At 51.0% G+C, this 17,638-nt stretch carries 15 protein-coding genes; 5 read left to right on the top strand and 10 right to left on the bottom strand.

All coding sequences use genetic code 11. From position 1 onward, the window contains the following. The first annotated feature begins 42 nt into the window (after nt 1-42). Nucleotides 43-1,128, top strand: a complete 1,086-nt coding sequence (locus AC0YNW_RS25145; RefSeq protein WP_475834238.1) for a C39 family peptidase — start codon at nt 43-45, stop codon at nt 1,126-1,128. A 172-nt stretch (nt 1,129-1,300) separates the two neighbouring features. Here the strand turns inward: AC0YNW_RS25145 and AC0YNW_RS25140 are convergent, their stop codons facing one another. From AC0YNW_RS25140 to AC0YNW_RS25115, 6 genes are all read right to left on the bottom strand, one after another. Further along, nucleotides 1,301-2,182, bottom strand: a complete 882-nt coding sequence (locus tag AC0YNW_RS25140; RefSeq protein ID WP_475834237.1) for an EamA family transporter — start codon at nt 2,180-2,182, stop codon at nt 1,301-1,303. An 82-nt stretch (nt 2,183-2,264) separates the two neighbouring features. Continuing rightward, nucleotides 2,265-3,368 (bottom strand): Gfo/Idh/MocA family protein, encoded by a 1,104-nt coding sequence (locus tag AC0YNW_RS25135; RefSeq protein ID WP_475834236.1) that lies wholly within the window; start codon nt 3,366-3,368, stop codon nt 2,265-2,267. Nucleotides 3,369-3,388: 20 nt separating this feature from the next. After that, nucleotides 3,389-4,219 (bottom strand): sugar phosphate isomerase/epimerase family protein, encoded by an 831-nt coding sequence (locus AC0YNW_RS25130; RefSeq protein WP_387478492.1) that lies wholly within the window; start codon nt 4,217-4,219, stop codon nt 3,389-3,391. Nucleotides 4,220-4,255: 36 nt separating this feature from the next. Next, entirely contained in the window at nt 4,256-5,548 is a 1,293-nt protein-coding gene (locus tag AC0YNW_RS25125; protein ID WP_475834235.1) for an ABC transporter substrate-binding protein, read from the bottom strand. A 126-nt stretch (nt 5,549-5,674) separates the two neighbouring features. Next, nucleotides 5,675-6,508 carry a carbohydrate ABC transporter permease gene (locus AC0YNW_RS25120; protein WP_475834234.1) on the bottom strand — a complete coding sequence of 278 codons (834 nt, stop codon included), beginning with the start codon at nt 6,506-6,508 and terminating at the stop codon, nt 5,675-5,677. Then, nucleotides 6,508-7,389 carry a carbohydrate ABC transporter permease gene (locus tag AC0YNW_RS25115; protein ID WP_475834233.1) on the bottom strand — a complete coding sequence of 294 codons (882 nt, stop codon included), beginning with the start codon at nt 7,387-7,389 and terminating at the stop codon, nt 6,508-6,510. The genes AC0YNW_RS25120 and AC0YNW_RS25115 overlap by 1 nt, the downstream gene beginning before the upstream one ends. A gap of 178 nt (nt 7,390-7,567) precedes the next feature. Between AC0YNW_RS25115 and AC0YNW_RS25110 the strand changes: the two genes are divergently transcribed. Together AC0YNW_RS25110 and AC0YNW_RS25105 are read left to right on the top strand one after the other, a co-directional pair. Then, nucleotides 7,568-9,367, top strand: coding sequence for a cache domain-containing sensor histidine kinase (locus AC0YNW_RS25110; protein WP_475834232.1), 1,800 nt, complete (start codon nt 7,568-7,570; stop codon nt 9,365-9,367). Continuing rightward, nucleotides 9,364-10,995, top strand: coding sequence for a response regulator transcription factor (locus AC0YNW_RS25105; RefSeq protein WP_475834231.1), 1,632 nt, complete (start codon nt 9,364-9,366; stop codon nt 10,993-10,995). The genes AC0YNW_RS25110 and AC0YNW_RS25105 overlap by 4 nt, the downstream gene beginning before the upstream one ends. 218 nt (nt 10,996-11,213) lie before the next feature. On the opposite strand, the gene cuyB is transcribed toward AC0YNW_RS25105, so the two are convergent. The 3 genes from cuyB to AC0YNW_RS25090 are packed head-to-tail and all read right to left on the bottom strand — an operon-like array spanning nt 11,214 to nt 14,640. After that, nucleotides 11,214-11,930 (bottom strand): cysteate racemase, encoded by a 717-nt coding sequence (gene cuyB, locus AC0YNW_RS25100; protein ID WP_475834230.1) that lies wholly within the window; start codon nt 11,928-11,930, stop codon nt 11,214-11,216. Between the two features lie 2 nt (nt 11,931-11,932). Further along, nucleotides 11,933-13,432 carry a UDP-N-acetylmuramoyl-L-alanyl-D-glutamate--2,6-diaminopimelate ligase gene (locus tag AC0YNW_RS25095; RefSeq protein WP_475834264.1) on the bottom strand — a complete coding sequence of 500 codons (1,500 nt, stop codon included), beginning with the start codon at nt 13,430-13,432 and terminating at the stop codon, nt 11,933-11,935. Nucleotides 13,433-13,455: 23 nt separating this feature from the next. Next, nucleotides 13,456-14,640, bottom strand: coding sequence for a carboxylate--amine ligase (locus AC0YNW_RS25090; protein ID WP_475834229.1), 1,185 nt, complete (start codon nt 14,638-14,640; stop codon nt 13,456-13,458). 285 nt (nt 14,641-14,925) lie between these two features. On the opposite strand from AC0YNW_RS25090, the gene AC0YNW_RS25085 reads away from it, so the two are divergent. Further along, the gene (locus AC0YNW_RS25085) at nt 14,926-15,108 is read left to right on the top strand and encodes a Spo0E family sporulation regulatory protein-aspartic acid phosphatase (RefSeq protein WP_387478509.1); all 183 of its coding nucleotides are present in this window, start codon (nt 14,926-14,928) and stop codon (nt 15,106-15,108) included. Between the two features lie 3 nt (nt 15,109-15,111). Here AC0YNW_RS25085 and tadA read toward each other — a convergent pair whose 3' ends face one another. Further along, nucleotides 15,112-15,576, bottom strand: a complete 465-nt coding sequence (tadA, locus tag AC0YNW_RS25080) for a tRNA adenosine(34) deaminase TadA (RefSeq protein ID WP_387478512.1) — start codon at nt 15,574-15,576, stop codon at nt 15,112-15,114. A 224-nt stretch (nt 15,577-15,800) separates the two neighbouring features. On the opposite strand from tadA, the gene AC0YNW_RS25075 reads away from it, so the two are divergent. Continuing rightward, nucleotides 15,801-17,615 carry a PAS domain S-box protein gene (locus AC0YNW_RS25075; protein WP_387478515.1) on the top strand — a complete coding sequence of 605 codons (1,815 nt, stop codon included), beginning with the start codon at nt 15,801-15,803 and terminating at the stop codon, nt 17,613-17,615. Nucleotides 17,616-17,638 lie beyond the last annotated feature (23 nt).

Here is a 17,638-nt window from a genome sequence, read left to right as displayed (position 1 = left end):
GATATCCACTTAATATAGACAGAAGCATGGAGGTACAGACGATTGAAGAGGCTTTTATTGATTGCTATGACGGCAGGATTGGTGGCGCTGGTCGTCCTGATTGGGAAGAGCGGGTTCCAATGGGGGAGCGATGGAGCCAGCAAACCAGGCACAAATGACGGCAAGCAAGCGGAGAGCACTCCGGCAGTTGTCGAGAAGGTGAAGCAGGGGGTCATCACGATCTTGCATACCGACAGCACAACGACCCTGCCGATCAAAGGCACGGAATTTACGATTGTGAACGGCACGACGGATGCTGTCATCGAGAAGGTGACGACAGATGCAGATGGAAGAGCCGTATCTTCCAAGCTGAATTACGGGACTAATTATTTGATCAAGCAAAGCAATATTATGGAGCCGTTCGAGCTGGACAACCAGGCGGTGGGCGGCGCTGTTAATCAGGAGAATCGGGAAGTCACCTTCTCCAGCACGATACCGGCTTATGTAAAAGGCTATGAGTGGACGGAGAATGGAGAGCTGGATGTATCCGAGATCTACATCGACGTTCCGCTGGTGATGCAGAAGCCTGAGCTGCCGAACGGCTGCGAGATTACATCGCTGACCAGCGTGCTGAACGGCATGGGCTACGATCTGACGAAAGAAGTGATGGCGGACGAATATTTGCCAAAAGAACCTTTCTATCGCAAGGACGGCAAGCTGTTCGGAGCTAATCCGTACAAGGCTTATGCCGGCAATCCGCGTGATCAGATCGCATGGTTTTCGTATGCGCCGCCGATCATCGATGCGGCCAACAAAGTATTCGATGAATTCGGAGGCGATCATACGCCTGTCGATATTAGCGGCAGTACGCGGGAAGAGATCTATGCCGAGCTCGATCGCGGTAATCCGGTTGTCATCTGGGTGACGCTTGATCTGTCGCCGCCGAAGATTACGTCGTCCTGGTATTTCAGCGACACAGGCGAGCTGTTCAAGGCGCCGGTCAATCTGCATTGCGTTGTATTGAACGGCTACGGACCGGGCAATCGGGTTCATGTTATGAATCCGCTGGAAGGCCAAGTAACGTACGACGCGGACGAGTTTTTTGCTTCCTATGATGCACTAGGCACTCATGCTTTGGTTATTCATTAATACCGGCTATCATTTCGAGCTTATCCGAATAAATTGAGAGTTAGAAAACATTATGTAATCTGTTTTCATAGGGGACTGACCTCATAACGTAAGATAAATCAAAACACCTTCAAGGGAACGTCCCCATGTCGCAAGATATGGAGGTCAACTTGGAGGTGTTTTTGATTGGGCATCAAGAGTGAGTGGCCCGCTTCCACTGCGCTACCACAATACCCGCAATAATCAATCCCACCCCGATCCATTGCAGCCCGGATACCTTCTCGGCAAGCACCGTCGCTGCCATAAAAACCGATACCGGCAGCTGGGATGATCCCAGCACGGTCGTCAATCCAGCGCTGAGCGGCGGCGTGCCGAACATGAGGCAGAGTGTCGGCACAAGCATGCCGAGAATGCCAAGCAAAGCGGCAAGCGGCCAGAACCCGTTCCAATCGGCTTCTTGGAGAAGATCTACAGGCGGATAGAGAAGCAAAATTATTGTCAGTCCGCCTGTCGCCATGATCGGTCCGCGCAGCCAAGAGCTGACTTCTATTGCAGTTCTCCCGCTTGTATATAACGTGCCTGCGTAGGAGAAAGCTGCCCCGAGGCCAAGCAATATCCCCATAGGCGGAATCTGAAGTAGCTGCCCGTGAAACACATTGGCGGCGAGCAAGGCCCCAATGATCGAGATCATAATGGAAACAAGCATCTTGCCGTCAGGCGCCACACGGCGGAAGATCCACTCGTACAATACGCCGATCCATACAAATTGAAACAGAAGAACGATAGCGATGGAAGCCGGCAAGAGCTGAATGGCCGCATTGAAAAAGGCGGTGGTCATCCCCATAAACGTACCGACCGCGAGTAGCTTTAATACCGCCTGAGACGACAGCTTATGCCACTGCCTGCGTTTCCATATGGCAGTTCCCCACAGCAGAATCGTCCCTACGATGAACTGTATGCCATTGATCTGGCCCACACTCATTCCGTCCGCTAATCCTGTTCTCGTTAAGGTTGCCAGCAGTCCGTAACATACGGACGCGATTATGACCAGTGTTATCGCGGAATTCCGAGCCACCGTTTCCCCTCCTATCTAACGCAAAAGGCAGGGTTTCCGCCGTAAACCAACGAAACCCTGCCTTTCCATTCAAGAGCTATGATTAACCGTCCAGCCCGTTCCTCGGCAAGTCGGTCGGCAGCGCGGCTGGTTGCTTGCAGCTGCTCTCAACAGTGTAATGCATGCCCCGCTCTGATGACAGATGGAAGCCGTGCATCAGTTCAAGCACATGGTAAGCCATCTCGCCGTTTGCACGATGCTCTCTCCCGTTTCGGATCGCGTAAGCCATATCCATGAGGCCGAGTCCGCGGCTGTTCTCCGTGAAGTCGTGTGTCAGCGGAATCGCCGAAAACTCGGTTTGGTTGTGGCGTTTCACATAGACCGGTCCTTCAAACGTGTTCGGATCGGGAACAACCAAGGTACCCTTCGATCCGTAAATTTCCATATGCGGCAGCTTGGAGCCCCACACGTCCACGCTCGTAATGATCGTGCCGACGGCACCGTTCTCGAAATCCAACGTTCCGGCGATATGGGTCGGCACTTCGACCGGAATTTTTTTGCCGTAATCGATGTCATTCGTGATTGTCCGTTCCGGATACGTCATCTGTGCCGATCCCGATACACGGCGCACCGGTCCGATCAAGTTGATCAGCGCTGTCAAATAATAAGGCCCCATGTCGAACATCGGTCCTGCGCCGACTTCATATAGAAATCCCGGGTTCGGATGCCAGCTCTCCGGTCCCGAACCCATCATGAACGCGGTTGCGGCGATCGGCTTGCCGATCCAGCCATCGTCGATCAGCTTGCGGCAGGTTTGGATGCCGCCGCCAAGAAAGGTGTCCGGCGCAGAGCCGACAAGCAGGTTCTTCTCCTTGGCAAGCGCCAGAATGCGCTGTCCGTCTTCCATCGTGACCGCAAGCGGCTTCTCCCCATACGTATGCTTGCCCGCTTCGAGCGCCCGCATATGAATCTCCGCATGAGCATGAGGAATCGTCAGGTTCACAACGATCTCGATTTCCGGGTCGGCCAGCAGCTCGTCGACCGTACATGCTTTTGGCACGCTGAATTGCTCCGCCTGCTCTACCGCTTTCGCAAGATCAAGATCCGCGCAGGCTGCAATCTCGATAATGTCGAATTTGCTCCCCGCTTCGAAATAAATCGAGCTGATGTTACCGCAACCAATGATGCCAACTTTCACCTTTTTCATGTTTCTCTCCTCCTAGCCGCTTAAACTTCAAACAACTTTGAAATGTTTCGATAGCTGATTTCTACGCTTTCCAGCTGGTTACGGGTAGTAAGATCTTGCTCGACGAATATATACTTCGCCGCTCCGATCTCTCGTACAGTGCTAATGATTCCCGCGATATCAAGCGATCCTTCGCCCACTTCTGAGAAGTGATCGACATTCTTCAGCTCCAGGAACCGCTCGAACGTAATGTCGGCGTCTTCGCCCGTCACTTCCAGCAAATTTTTCGGAGCTACCGATGCAGGCAAGTCTTTCTGATGAACGAGACCGCAGCGGTCGCCCAGCTTCTTCAGATAAGCGATCGGATCGACGCCGCCGCGGACAGCCCAATACGTGTCTAGCTCAACTTTGACCAGATCTTTGTCCGTATTGTCCAGAATGATGTCCATGACGTATTCGCCGTCGAACTTCTGGAACTCTTGGAAGTGGTTATGATAGTAGAAATCTAACCCGCCTTTTTTATAAGCCTCGCCGTGACGGTTCAGCAGCTCGCAGCATTCGAGCACTTCGCGTTTGTTCTTGAAGAAAGCGATGCCGAGTCCGATGGACGTGCTGCCAAGCTCTTTATTGTACGCAATGATTTCCTCGTAACGATCAAGAGGCTGAATATGACTCGATACCACTCTCATGCCCAGATCATCCAACCGTTTGCGGAGCTCCGTCGCATTCGGCTCCAGGCCCGCATCCGCATTATGAATGGCAATTTCCAAATTACGATAGCCGATGGCGGCCAGCTTTTCCAGCGTTCCCCAGTAATCCTTCTTCAGCTCGTCCCTTACGGAATATAATTGCAGTCCAAATTGTAAGCTCATTGAAATTCCTCCTAATAAAAAGTTATAAGTTTCGGTTTATTTTCTGGATTTCATCTTATCCCAAGCGGATTGGAACTCGCTCAGCATCGCGGCGGCATCTATTTTGCCGGAAACATACTTCTGCATTGAAGCGCCGAATTCAGGCGCCGCCCCGTTCGGATATTTGGACCAGTGCCAGCCAAGGACTTTGCCTTCTTCGATATATTCCAGCACTCCGGCTCCGATAGCGCCGAGATCCGCCGGGTCCGGCTTAATATTCGTGAACGCAGGAATAAACTTAAATTCCTTGGTCAAATATTTCTGTCCGGTTTCCGAAGAGACCAGCCAGTTCAAGAATGCCTTCGCTTCCTCTTTGACCGGTGAATTCTTATAGATCACCCAGTTGTTGGCTGGACCCACGAACAGCCTGTCGTTCAAGTCGCCGTTCTCGTTGATCGGCATTGGGAGGATGCCCACATTCATCCCCGGGTTCAGCTTATCGATAACGGGCTGAAGCCAGTTGCCGCCCATATTCATCGCTGCTTTACCGGTGGCGAACAAGGTGGATTGCGTATTGTAATCCGTTGTCAATGCGTTTTTGTTGCCGTATTGGATGACGACATCGAACAGCTTCGTCCAATCCTGGAAGATGGCGTTGTCAGCAATCGACGCCGTTCCGTCATCCAGCCCTCTGATGAAAGCATTGGGGTCCGGCTGCTTCGCAAACGCGTTGTTCAAATTATGGAAGCCAAGGCCGAACCACGTATCGAAATGATTGACGAACGGCTCTATGTCTGCCGCTTGAAGCTTCTCTGCAGCGGCTTCAAGCTCCGACAGCGTCTTGGGCAGCTCGGTAATGCCCGCTTCGGCGAACAAATCCTTGTTGTACAGGAAGCCTAGTCCTTCCAGACCGACCGGCATGCCGTACACCTTGCCATCTCGCAGCGTCGGTTCTTTGGCAATATCGACTTCATGCTCGACCCAAGGCTGATCGGACAAATCCTCCAAATATTCAAGCCAATCATCCATCACATTGTAGCCTTCGTTATTGAATATATCCGGCATTTCGCCCGAGGCGAATCGCGCTTTCAGTTGCGTGTTGTAATCGTCTCCGCCTAATAGGGTATCGATTTGAAGCTTGACGCCGGGATGCTCTTTCTCATACTCTTCCTTCAGCTTGTTGAACTGTTCGGCGATCTCGACTTTGTAGTTCATGATCTTGATCGTCACTTCTTTGCCCGCCGGCTGCTTGTCGTTGCTCGTGCCCGTTCCGGGCTCTCCGCCGCCGCAGCCGGCCAGCAAGGAGCCTGTCAGCATTATCGCGCTTATAACCGTTAACCATTTTTTCATCCTGTCTGCCTCCCCTTTATCGTTTGTTTGGTTACAAGCTCATTGTAGTTCAGCTGTCCATGGCTTCAACACTCATCGCATTGACTGTTTAGGTGGACAAATTTGCTCTGCCTGGCGTAAGCACCGTCATCCCTTCACGGCTCCGGCAGTAATGCCTTGAATGACATGCTTTTGCAACACAAGGAAAAAAGTCAAAATCGGTACGATGCCCATAACCAGTGCCGCAAGCGCCAAGTCCCACTGCTTCAGGTATTGTCCGAACAACGTATTCGTTGCGAGCTGAATCGTCTGCAGCTCCGGCTTTTGCAGAACAAGCAGCGGGAGCAGGAAGTCGTTCCACATCCATAAGCTTTGCAGCACAATCACGGTAATCGTCATCGGCTTCAGCAGCGGGAATACAATTCGCCAGAAGATGCCGTACGGGTTGCATCCGTCCATGACGGCCGCCTCTTCCACCTCCAGCGGAATCGACTTCATGAAGCCGTGATACAGGAAGATCGAGAACGAAACGCCCAGTCCGGTATAACAAAAAATAATGCCTGGAATGCTGTTCAAGAAATTAAGCCAGTTGCCGACCTGTACAAGCGGAATCATGATGGCCTGGAACGGAACGACCATTGCCGCTACAAACAAGGAGAACAATATCCGATTCATGCGGGATGGATGCCTCAGCAAGCGGTATGCTGCCATCGACGCTGCGACGACCATGCACAGAGCGCTGAACAGAGTGATGAGCAGCGAGTTGAGAAAGGCGCGCGGGAAATGAAGCACTTCCCATGCTCTTGCGTAATTGTCCCAGCTCAGGCTCTTCGGCAAGCCGGATGTATCCACCAGCAGCTCGGCGAAGCCTTTGAACGAATTCGTCAGCACGAAGTAAAAGGGAGCAAGGAACAACAGTCCCACAAGGATGACGACGACTTCGACCGAAAGCCACTTTATGCCGTATGATTGTTTGTTCATTACATCTCCACCTCCTTCTTCTTCGTAATCGAGACTTGAATCATTGTAATAATGGTCACGATAATGAAGAAAATAACCGCTTTTGCTGTGCCGAGGCCATATCGGTTGCTCTTAAACGCCTCATAATAAATGTTCATGGCCACCGATTCGGTCGACTTATACGGTCCGCCCTGAGTAAGCGAGAAATTCAGGTCGAATGACTTAAACGCCCATGAGATACTAAGGAACAAACAGATCGTCACCGCCGGCATGATGAGAGGAAGCACAATATGACGCAAAACTTGCAGTCCCGATGCGCCGTCAATTGCGGCTGCCTCCATCAGATCGCTCGGCACGTTCGTGAGTCCGGCGATATAGATGACCATCAGATAACCGACACCTTGCCACACGCTGACAATGACGAGCCCCCAGAAGGCCGTAGACTCCGTTCCGAGCCAGAACAAATTAAAAAATCCGATGTCGGTTGCTTGTCCGATAGCAGAGAAGCTTCGGGTGAAAATAAACTGCCATATGAAACCTAACAGCAAACCGCCAAGCACGTTCGGCATAAAAAAGATCGTGCGCAGCACATTGCGTGATTTCAGCGGCTTCGATAATACATAGGCAATAAGAAATCCGATTACATTGCTTAGAAGCACGACGGTAACGGTAAAGCGGGCTGTGAACCAGAGGGAGCGGCCAAAGTCGGGATCGTCCGTCAATATGGTCTTATAATTTTGCAGGCCGACCCCATTAATTTGGCTGGATACGCCGTTCCAATCGGAGAACGAATAATAGATTCCGAGCAGAAACGGCAGTATCATGATGATGGCGTATACCAACAGGGCAGGACCTAAGAACACCGATTGCTGCATCGGCTGAGAGGTCAACCATCTTTTCATAGCTAGTTCCTCCTATCTAGGATGTGTGAAGTACCTTCATTGTATAGAGGGCATGTAACGATTCCCACTCCCTAATTTGAGAACATAGGTGGACGATTTTGACCCGGCGGTGTTAGAATATGAAAACGCTAACATTGGGGCGTTCACAACAGCTTAGAATGGGAGGGCAGACAAATCCATGCGATTGCTGACTACAAGCGTGCGTTACAAGCTCATCGCTCTTATGCTCATTTCTATCGTAGTTCCCATTGTCGCTTCCATCATCGTTACCCATGTCTATACAAAGGAATCGGTGAAAAAACGGTCGATTGTGGAGAATACTCGTCTGCTTTCCGAAGGAACAACGAACATCTCCAATAACTTAGACGTCGTGAACAACGCTTCGCTTATTCTGTATTCCAATACGACGATGGAAAGAATCCTGGTAAAAGGTGTAACGGACAATAAGGATCAATCCTACGTCTATACGGCGCTCCAGCTCGTATCGAATGCGGCAAACAACATCTATCAAGTCTATTTGTACCTCGATAAAGGACAAAGCGGCTTCTTGATGAACGCCAACAATTTCGCCTATGGACAGGTAGAAGCACCGCCGATTGCAACGGATATTCCCCCCTACGCTTCCGTCACTCTGCCAACTCATTTAAGCAATAATTACGGCGTTCGTGCGATTCGGGCGAATAAACCGGAGCTCGTATTTTCTATTTATCGTCCGCTGTATAAGGTTCCAACTGCAGAGCGGCTCGGGCTGCTCGCCATTGATGTGCAAGTAGACGCTCTTCGCGAGATGACGGCGCAGCTGTACGATCCGGAGCAGGAAGACATCTACATCATGGATGGCAGCGGCACCATCATCTTCGCCTCTGACGAGCAAGATATCGGCGACCGGCCGGAACATGCGTGGATCGACAGCATATTGGAAGGGACGTCGCCTTCCGGCAGCATGGAAAAAAATAAATCTGGATATGACGGCATTATTTTGTATGATCGGATCCAAAAGCCTTATTTGAACTGGACGATCGTTAAGCGTATTCCCGACCAGTACCTCTATATCGAGGCGCATAAGCTGACAATGATCAACACCGTCATTGCTGTACTGTTCCTGTCCGTGGCGACCGTCGCCGTACTCATTGTGTCGATTCGGTTCACGAATCCGATCAAGCAATTGATCCGAAGCATTAACAAAATCCAATCCGGTCAGTTGGAAGAGCCGATCGACATTGTCCGGAACGATGAATTCGGCATCTTGGCCACGCGGTTCCGTACGATGATGCATACGATTAATGATCTGATCTTCCGGGAGTACAAGCTGAATCTCGCCAATAAGACGACGCAGCTCAAAATGCTGCAAGCGCAGATCAATCCGCATTTCATTAACAATGCGCTGCAATCCATTGGCGCCTCCGCCTTGGACAACGACGCTCCGGAAGTATACGGGCTTGTGTCTTCACTCGGGCAGATGATGCATTACAGCATGAATACGAAGGAAATGATTGTTCCCTTATCTCAGGAGCTCGACTACGTCCATCATTATTTGCTGCTTCAGCAGCAGCGGTTCGACGAGAAATTAAAGATCGAATATGATCTGGATGAAGGCGCGGGAGCAATTCCTATTCCGAAGATGATTATTCAGCCGCTCGTCGAGAACTACTTTAAGCATGGATTTCATATTTCACAAAATACCGGCATTGTAAACATCACCACAGCCGTTGCGGGCGGCAAGCTGCGCATCACGGTTGCAGATAACGGCATCGGCATCTCTGATGATCGGCTTGCTGCCATCCAGACTGATCTGTCGGACATTCGGCACGAGGCTACCGCCGACAGCGGCGATCGGATCGGCTTAATGAACGTGATGTACCGTCTTCACTTGTACTACGGCGAACAAGCCGCTCTCCAACTTTCGCAAAACGAACCTCGCGGACTCAAAATTACGATGACGTTGCCAATTCCTAAGCAGGAGGACATGACACCATGAAAGCATTGATCGTTGACGATGAAAAGCATGTTCGCAATACGGTTCTGAAGTTGGTCGATTGGGAAGGATTCGGTTTCCAGACGGTGCTGGAAGCCGAAGACGGCGCCGAAGCTGCCGTGTTAATCGAGGAGCATCGCCCCCAGCTTGTCATTACGGATATGATGATGCCCATTAAATCGGGGATCGAGCTTATGGAATGGATGGATAAAAACGCGTTCGATTGCAAAAAAATCGTGATCAGCGGCTTCAACGACTTTGAGTTCGTGCGTCATACCGTCAAATTCGGAGGGATCGACTACTTGCTGAAGCCGATTGACCGCAAGCAGCTGCAAGACGCCGTTAGCAAAGCGGTGGCCAGCTGGAATGAAACGAAACGGGAGCGGCTTCAGTATCACGAAAAAAACAAAGAAGTTAACGAGCTGAAGCCTCTATACCGGGATAAGCTGTTGTCGGGGCTGCTTACGGATGCGGCTTCGGGGAACGCCCCGGCTGCCGGAGAGTCCTATTTGCGCGAATTTCCGTATCTGACCGGCGTCGATTCGTGCCGGGTTGCCGTGTTCGATCTTCATACGCTGCAGCAGCCAATCCGCGACAAATACGCGGCCAGCCTGGATTTGCTTTTCTTTACTCTGCTTAATATTTGCAACGAGTTTCTTCAGCCAGCCGAGCGAGGCCTCGCCTTCCGCAATTGGAATCGGCCGTATGAAATCGTCGTACTTCTCTGCAAAGATCCCGATGAAGCTTCGGATTGGCTGCGGAAGATCGCAGCGGGGATCAACCGGACGCTGAGAGGCTCGGTGGAATTCGGCTTAAGCACCTCCGGCGCATTCCCGGACGGGCTTCACAAGGCGTATATGGAAGCGGCCGATGCACTGTACAAACGCAATCTGCTCGAACCGAGCAAGACCATTCACGAATACAGTCAGGTGTCCGGACGAGTCAGCACCATTCGCTTCGGCAAATATGAAGAGAAGGCCCGTCTGGCTGTCCGAAGCGGCAATCCGGACCAAATCCGGCATGTTCTGAGCGAATGGTTCCAAGTCATCGGCGAGATGAATCATATCTCATTGGAGCAATTAAAGATGTGGTGGGACGAATATAATGCGGCGAGAGCCGGCTGGGTTGAGGAGTTTTTCCGCGAGAACGACGGGTCGCAGCAGCAGTCATTAGAGAATTGCCCGTTTATCGTTCCCTTGGATGAGTCCGGACGGTTGTCCCTGCCCGAGATGCAGCGGCTGCTTACGGACAACCTGGTCGAGCTGTCCAAAACGTTCATCTCCATGCAGACACTGAGCATTAGCCCTATGCGCGAAATTGCCCGCTATATCGAGGCGCATTATACGCAGGACATTAGGCTGCAGGATATTTCGGCGAGCTTCCATTTGAACCGGGAGTACATCTCCCGCAAGTTCAAAATGGAATTTGGGGAGACATTGATCGATTACGTTAATCGCATCCGGGTTGAGAAAGCTATGATCCTGCTCTTAAACCCGCATCTTCGCATGACGCAAATCGCCCAGATGATTGGTTACCACGACGAAAAGTATTTCAGCCGCGTATTCAAGAAGCTGACCCATACGACGCCGAACGACTACCGAAGGGAAAAGATGGGTAAGGAGGGGGAGTAGCCGCGGCTCTGGAAGGTTAGGCCGGTAATGATCCCTGATCTCACTTACAGGGACGTCTGTTAATCTCATTTCAGTGGCTTTCATCTTTGTTTTCACGGGGCAATTCACTCTTGTTGGTAATGCCAAAAACACCTTCAAGTTGTCCTCCATAGCTTACGACATGGGGGCGTTCTTTGAAGGTGTTGAAGACAGATTGCAGAGGCTGTGCCTCGTATGAATTAATTCGCTGATTTAGGAGTACGACCGGATAATACAATGGAGCGCTCGACGAGCACTTGCATCGCGTCGACTACGCCCTCTGCATAATCCGGGCCAAGCTCAATGCAAGAGAGCTCCGTGCAGGCCAGAATGACGCAAGCGCAGCCATGCTCCGTACGCAGCTCGTCAATTTGCACCTGAAGCTCTTCCGGTGAGAAGTCCATGTCGCGTTTGACGTTGGAGTAGATAATCTTCATCGTCTGCGCTTGCATCGCTTCATTCGGGATATGCAGATCGAGGCCGTATTTCTGACAGGCCTTGGCATAGACTCCGGTCTTCATGGTGCCGGATGTCGCCAGTACACCGACCTTAATACCAGCTCCGTACCGATCACGAATCAAACGGAGCGTCTCGTCTACCATGTTGATGATCGGGATCGTGGTCATGGCCTGCATATCGTCGTAGAAATAATGGGACGTATTGCACGGAATGGCGATATGCGCCACGCCCGCATGCTCCATCAGCTTCAAATCCTTGGCGACCTCAGTAAGGAATCGTTGTTCTGTACCCTCCATAATGACCGTGGTGCGGTCCGGAATGGTCGCGTGATTCAGTATCAACATATCGACATGCTCTTGATCGCACTGCGCGACGGTATTTTCGATGACCTTATCGAAGAAGACCGCCGTCGCTTTTGGACCCATGCCGCCGATTACGCCTAAGCTTTTCTGATCCATGATCAAACCTTCTTTGAAGTTGAATTAGTATGTTCAGCCATAATCTCGCGTACGATCTCGCCTTCATTGAACGGGATCTCCGTCTTGCCGATGATTTGCGTCGTCTCATGGCCTTTGCCCGCAATCAGAATGACATCGTCCTTCCCACTCATCTCAATGGCATAGCGGATCGCTTCTTTGCGGTCTACAATGCCGGTATATGGCCCTCCAGCGGCTTTCACCGCGGCGGATACTTCTGCGATGATCGCATCAGGGTCCTGGTCCTTCGGATTATCGGTTGTCACAACGCAGAAGTCGGCGTGTTCGGCGGCAATCTTGCCCATCGACTCGCGCTTGCCGCTGCCAAGCTGGCCAGGGGCTGCGTAGACGCCAAATACGAGGATCAGGCGTCCCTTGGTGAACGGGCGGAGCGTAGACAATGCCTTCTCCAGACTGTCTTCCGTATGCGCGAAGTCTACGATGATCTTCCGGTCCTCATCCTGATAGACGACTTCCAGCCGGCCTTTGATGCTCTCCACGGCGCGAATGCCTGCAGCAGCCTGCTCCAAGTCGATACCGCTGCAATACGCGCAGGCTACGGCTGCCAAGCTGTTATAGACATAGATAAGCCCCGGCAGATTCACACGTATATCGACGCGGCCTGCAGGCGTATGGGCGACATAGGTTGTAGAGTCAGGACCATAACGGATGTCTGCCGCATAGATTGTAGCTTCATCCGTTACTCCGTATGTCACGAGCTTGGTGTCATATCCGGCTACCTTTCTGGCGAGCTTGCGTCCGAATTCGTCATCCAGATTAATGATGTTATAGTCGGTCGTCAGATCGAAGAGCATCGATTTGGCTTCAAAATATTCTTCCATTGTCCGGTGAAGCTCCAGATGATCAGGCGTCAGATTCGTGAAGACGCCAATCTTGAACCTGGAGGCCGTAGCGCGATGCAGGCTAAGCGCATGAGAGGATACCTCCATGACACAATCCTGTACGCCCAGCTCCACCATATCTGCGAACATATGCTGAAGATGAAGCGATTCCGGCGTTGTCGGCGTCGTAGATTTTGTCTTGAGCGATTGATTGCCGGCCATAGCGCCAATCGTACCGATGACGCCAGTTGTATGTCCGGTTTGCTCCAGAATGGATTTAATGAAGTAAGTAGTGGACGTCTTGCCATTGGTTCCTGTAATGCCAATCAGGTTCAGCTTCTCGGATGGATGGCCGTAGAATCGGGACGAGAGCAGCGCCAGCGCCTTGCGGGTGTCTGCTGTCTTCAGTACGGTTACCGAGCCTGCAGCCGCGACATCATTCTCCACGAGAACTGCGGCGGCTCCAAGCTCAATGGCTTTTTGTATATAGTGATGCCCGTCTTGCGTAAAACCGGTCACGGCAACGAACAGACTGCCCGTCGTCACTTCCCGCGAGTCAAACGCAATGTCGGTAATATCGAGATGCAAGTCGCCTTGCAGGGTGGTGCAATCAAGTTTTTCTATCAAGGAAGCCAGCAGCATGCTATCCGCCCCATTCTTATAAACTATCTTCTTCGAAATCTGCTCCACAGCTTGCCCAGCGTCATCGACGCGAAGGCCAGACCCGGCCTGGGATCGCTCCAGGACCAGATCGCATAAGCTTTTGGCCTCAGCAGCGACCGGAGTACTTGCCATATGGTTAATTGTTTGCTTCTTATATAGTCACGAATAGCCAGCATATCCTCATAGCCGTACCAGAAGACCCGGTTCATATCCTTCGTAACGGCATGCGGTTCTACGGGGGTGCCTGTCAGCTCCCGATAAGTCACATAAGGGAAGTTGATGCCGACTTGCCGCAACAGCTCATTCAGGTTAGTCATCCGCACATTCACTTCAATTAAGTAAAAGGCGCCGGTGTGGGCATCCTTCTTGAATTCAATTTCCGCAAAGCCCTTCCAGCCGATATTCTCCAGAAACGCTCCGCCAGTTTGTCGAAGCTCTGGCACATATTTTTGACCGGTGTAGACCGATGCGCCGAAGTTAATGGGGAATTGCCGATATTTCTGACAGGTGACCCAGTGAGTTATTTTGGACTCCTGATTCAGATAAGCGTCAAAGGTATACATATGATCATCGAATCCGGGTATAATCCGTTGCACGACAACCTCAAGTTCTGCCTCATGTACCTTGGACAGCGCCTCTTGCAGCTCAGCCTGGTTATTCACCTTAAATATCTTGCGGCGGAATACAGCGACAAAAGATGGCGAATCCGTCGGCTTGACGATGCAAGGGTACCCCAGCTCGGACCCGACTCGCTCTAGAAAGCGGTCGTCGCTTGGACTCAGAGTCTCGGGGACGTTCACGCCATACTGCTGCGCCATACGGTGAAGCGACTCTTTGTTCATTACTTTCGTATAGAGTCCTTGCTCGGTCTGAGGAATCCGATACAGCTCGCGAAGCTCCTCCAGATGTTCGTCAATGACCTCTACATAGGAGTCGTGGCAAGGAATAAGGACAGGAGGCTCTTGCTGCCTGCGCCCATAATCCTTCAAAAAAGTAAGGAAGGCATCTTTCTCCTTCTTATAATGCGGTGCAATCAAGCGTTCCGACGTATATTTGGACAGCGCGCCATAGGCGCGTTCCTCTGAATAATCTACAGCTACGGTATGTATGCCGAATTGGCCCAAACAGCGGAGGGCACTTAAGCCGATATAATAATTGCACCCAAGAATAACTGCTTTTGCGCACATAATAATCATCCCGCTATTCTATAGTGGTATGAAGTCATTTTACTGTATCGCTTTCTAGATTACAATTGGAAGCCAGCTGGTGAAAGAGGGCTTGCACCCCCACTGGGACTACAGTACTATAAAATGGAACCATTAGCCTTTATTTGTCGAATAATGCCTAAAAATTGTAGTCATCCGTCGACATGTTTTTACAAACACTTCGATTTTCGCGGAGTATAATGGAACTATTGCCACATGATTACTAGATAAGGAGTGTGCCTCGAAGCGACCATGGATAAAAATCACTTGCTTAGACAGTTGCAATCGCTTCGGCAAAAGCTTCATGAGATCGCCGAAGTGCGAGGCAGTTTGACCGATCCGGCCGTCCTGGCGATCAGCGAGGAAGCAGATCAGCTAATTGTTGCGCTCCAACATATTCAGCGGACAGAATTCGAATTAACTGCCGCACATCGAGAAAAACATAGATAAGCGTTATCGGCCGCGGAGTCGACGAAAGAACTGGGTAAGCAGCCCAGCGCATTCCGATTGAAGGACGCCGCTTGTGAGCTCCGTTTCGTGATTGAAACGGGGCTCTTGTAGTAGGTTCATGAGCGTTCCGGCACACCCTGCCTTGGGGTCTGTCGTGCCATATACAACCCGTTTCACCCGAGACTGTACGATTGCCCCGGCGCACATAGGACAAGGCTCCAAGGTGACATAGAGGGTGCAATCCAGCAGGCGCCAGGCTTCGATCCGGTCACAGGCATCTCTGATGGCTACCAGTTCGGCATGCGCGGTAGGATCAAGACGGGTTTCGCGCAAATTATGGCCGCGGCCAATGATCTCATCGCCGCGTACAATGACGGCTCCAATCGGTACTTCTCCAATCTGTTCGGCTTTTCTGGCTTCGGCGATCGCTTCCAGCATCCAACGACGATCTTCTTCTTCTCTCTTCATGATGAACTAGACTCCTTGTTCTACTTTGTGATTTATTCAACGAACAAATATTCCGTTGTTAACATACTGTTGATAAAATTGTGGATAACTTTTTCGATATTCACATAATTACTCACAATTCATCCACTGTTGTGTATAACTTCTGTTGACTGTGTGTATGGAATGTGAATAGTCATTTGGATCTATGTCCAACCGATCATCTCGCCAAAAGGGTGTGTCGTTCATTGTCGATTAAGACGAAGCTGTCCCTTGTTATTTCGCTCATGTTGTTCGCTGTAGTCATTCTATACCATCTATTAAGCGAATATTCGATGGTCAATGGAATAAAGAGCTTGATGGTCGATTCCATGGAGAGTACGTCTGTCCAGGCTGCCGAGTATATTTTGACTTACGAGGAATCGGGAGCCGAGAATGTAAGCGGCTCGTCGCATGCGCCGGCATTTCTCTTCCATATGCTTCATACCATCAATCCCTATATTAAGGAAACTACAGTATTCGACAAGGAAACCGGAGAGGTTGTCTACGGTTCTTATATGTATCTTGATGCTAACAATGATCAGCAGTATGTGCAAGCATCGGAGCCGGGCAGTTATGCCCTGCGTGATTTGACGTTCGAAGGACATGAATATTTAAGAAGCTTCTATATGAGTGAGAAGCTGAGCAATTATGTGGTAAGCATCATATATGATCGCGCCAGCATTACGACCTTGGTCGAGATGAAGCGGGACTATACGCTTATGTACACCGGCCTCTTCCTCCTGCTGATGATTGTGGTGATCTACTGGCTGGTCGGCATCATGATTCGTCCGCTGAAAGATATTTTGTGGAAAGTTAACGAGGTTTCATCCGTACGTTTCCATAAGCCGATCCAGATTAAGCGCAAGGACGAGTTCGGCTTGCTTGCACTTAAGATTAACGCCATGTCGCAGAACCTGAGCATCTATATGAACAAGCTGCGCAAGGCCTTTGAAGAAAACCGCAGAATGAAGGAGCACTTGGAATCCTTCATTAACCATTCGAACGATGCTATTCATCTGATGGATCTGGAAGGCAAGGTTATTCAGGTCAATCGTGCGTTCGAGCAGTTGTTCGGCTACGAGGAGGCCGAGGTGCTGGGCAAGAAGTATCCGACGATCCCCGAGACGCATCGCATGGAGAAGCGTCAGATGATCGGTCTGCTGCTGGCAGGTAAGAAGCTTCCGGCGCAAGAGACAGTCCGCGTGACAAGAACGGGCGAAATCCTCCCTGTCAGCGTAACCGTATCGCCTATCCGGGATTCGGACGGTACGATCCGAGCCTTTGCCAGCACCTGCAGGGATATGCGCAGCCGTAACCGCATGGAAGAGCTGCTTAGACGCTCTGAGAAGCTGACGACAGTCGGGCAGCTGGCTGCCGGTGTCGCCCATGAAATTCGCAATCCGCTCACGACGCTTAGAGGTTTCCTGCAGCTGCAGCTCCAGAGCAAGTCATTGAACTTATCCCATGTTACTCTGATGCTGTCGGAGCTGGATCGAATTAATCTGATCGTAGGCGAGTTTCTCATATTGGCCAAGCCGCAGGCGACCAAATTCGTAACGAAGGATGTCCGGGACGTGCTTCAGGACGTGCTGCGCTTCCTGGATAGCGAGGCTCATCTGCATAATATCGTGTTCCGTACCGTGATTACCGAAGAGCACTGCTTAATCTCCTGCGAGGAGAACCAGTTGAAGCAAGTGTTTATCAATTTATTGAAGAACGGTATAGAAGCGATGCCTCAGGGAGGGCCGATCCATATCTCGATACAGAAGAAAGGCGGCAGCATTGCCATCTCGATTACGGATGAAGGTGTCGGCATACCGGAGGAGATGATCTCGAAGATCGGCGATCCTTTTTTTACGGGCAAGGAGACAGGAACGGGACTCGGCATTATGGTGAGCCAGAGGATCATTAGCAGCCATCAAGGCACGCTTGATATTCAGAGCCAGGTCAATGTAGGCACCTCTGTAAAAGTTACATTGCCAGCTTTGAAAGGGGAAGGGAAGGGAGATATACTGGAGTGAGACACTTAACGTGAGGGGAGCTG

The sequence above is a fragment of the Paenibacillus sp. J31R120 genome, from assembly GCF_056269225.1.
Note: the sequence above shows the minus strand (reverse complement) of the source record. Positions and strands in the feature narration are given on the sequence as shown.

Excerpts from the sequence above, each read along its gene's own strand:
- AC0YNW_RS25135 (WP_475834236.1), bottom strand. The coding sequence starts at position 3,368 with ATGAAAAAGGTGAAAGTTGGCATCATTGGTTGCGGTAACATCAGCTCG.
- AC0YNW_RS25130 (WP_387478492.1), bottom strand. The coding sequence starts at position 4,219 with ATGAGCTTACAATTTGGACTGCAATTATATTCCGTAAGGGACGAGCTG.
- AC0YNW_RS25125 (WP_475834235.1), bottom strand. The coding sequence starts at position 5,548 with ATGAAAAAATGGTTAACGGTTATAAGCGCGATAATGCTGACAGGCTCC.
- AC0YNW_RS25120 (WP_475834234.1), bottom strand. The coding sequence starts at position 6,508 with ATGAACAAACAATCATACGGCATAAAGTGGCTTTCGGTCGAAGTCGTC.
- AC0YNW_RS25115 (WP_475834233.1), bottom strand. The coding sequence starts at position 7,389 with ATGAAAAGATGGTTGACCTCTCAGCCGATGCAGCAATCGGTGTTCTTA.
- AC0YNW_RS25110 (WP_475834232.1), top strand. The coding sequence starts at position 7,568 with ATGCGATTGCTGACTACAAGCGTGCGTTACAAGCTCATCGCTCTTATG.
- AC0YNW_RS25105 (WP_475834231.1), top strand. The coding sequence starts at position 9,364 with ATGAAAGCATTGATCGTTGACGATGAAAAGCATGTTCGCAATACGGTT.
- cuyB (WP_475834230.1), bottom strand. The coding sequence starts at position 11,930 with ATGGATCAGAAAAGCTTAGGCGTAATCGGCGGCATGGGTCCAAAAGCG.
- AC0YNW_RS25095 (WP_475834264.1), bottom strand. The coding sequence starts at position 13,432 with ATGCTGCTGGCTTCCTTGATAGAAAAACTTGATTGCACCACCCTGCAA.
- AC0YNW_RS25090 (WP_475834229.1), bottom strand. The coding sequence starts at position 14,640 with ATGTGCGCAAAAGCAGTTATTCTTGGGTGCAATTATTATATCGGCTTA.
- tadA (WP_387478512.1), bottom strand. The coding sequence starts at position 15,576 with ATGAAGAGAGAAGAAGAAGATCGTCGTTGGATGCTGGAAGCGATCGCC.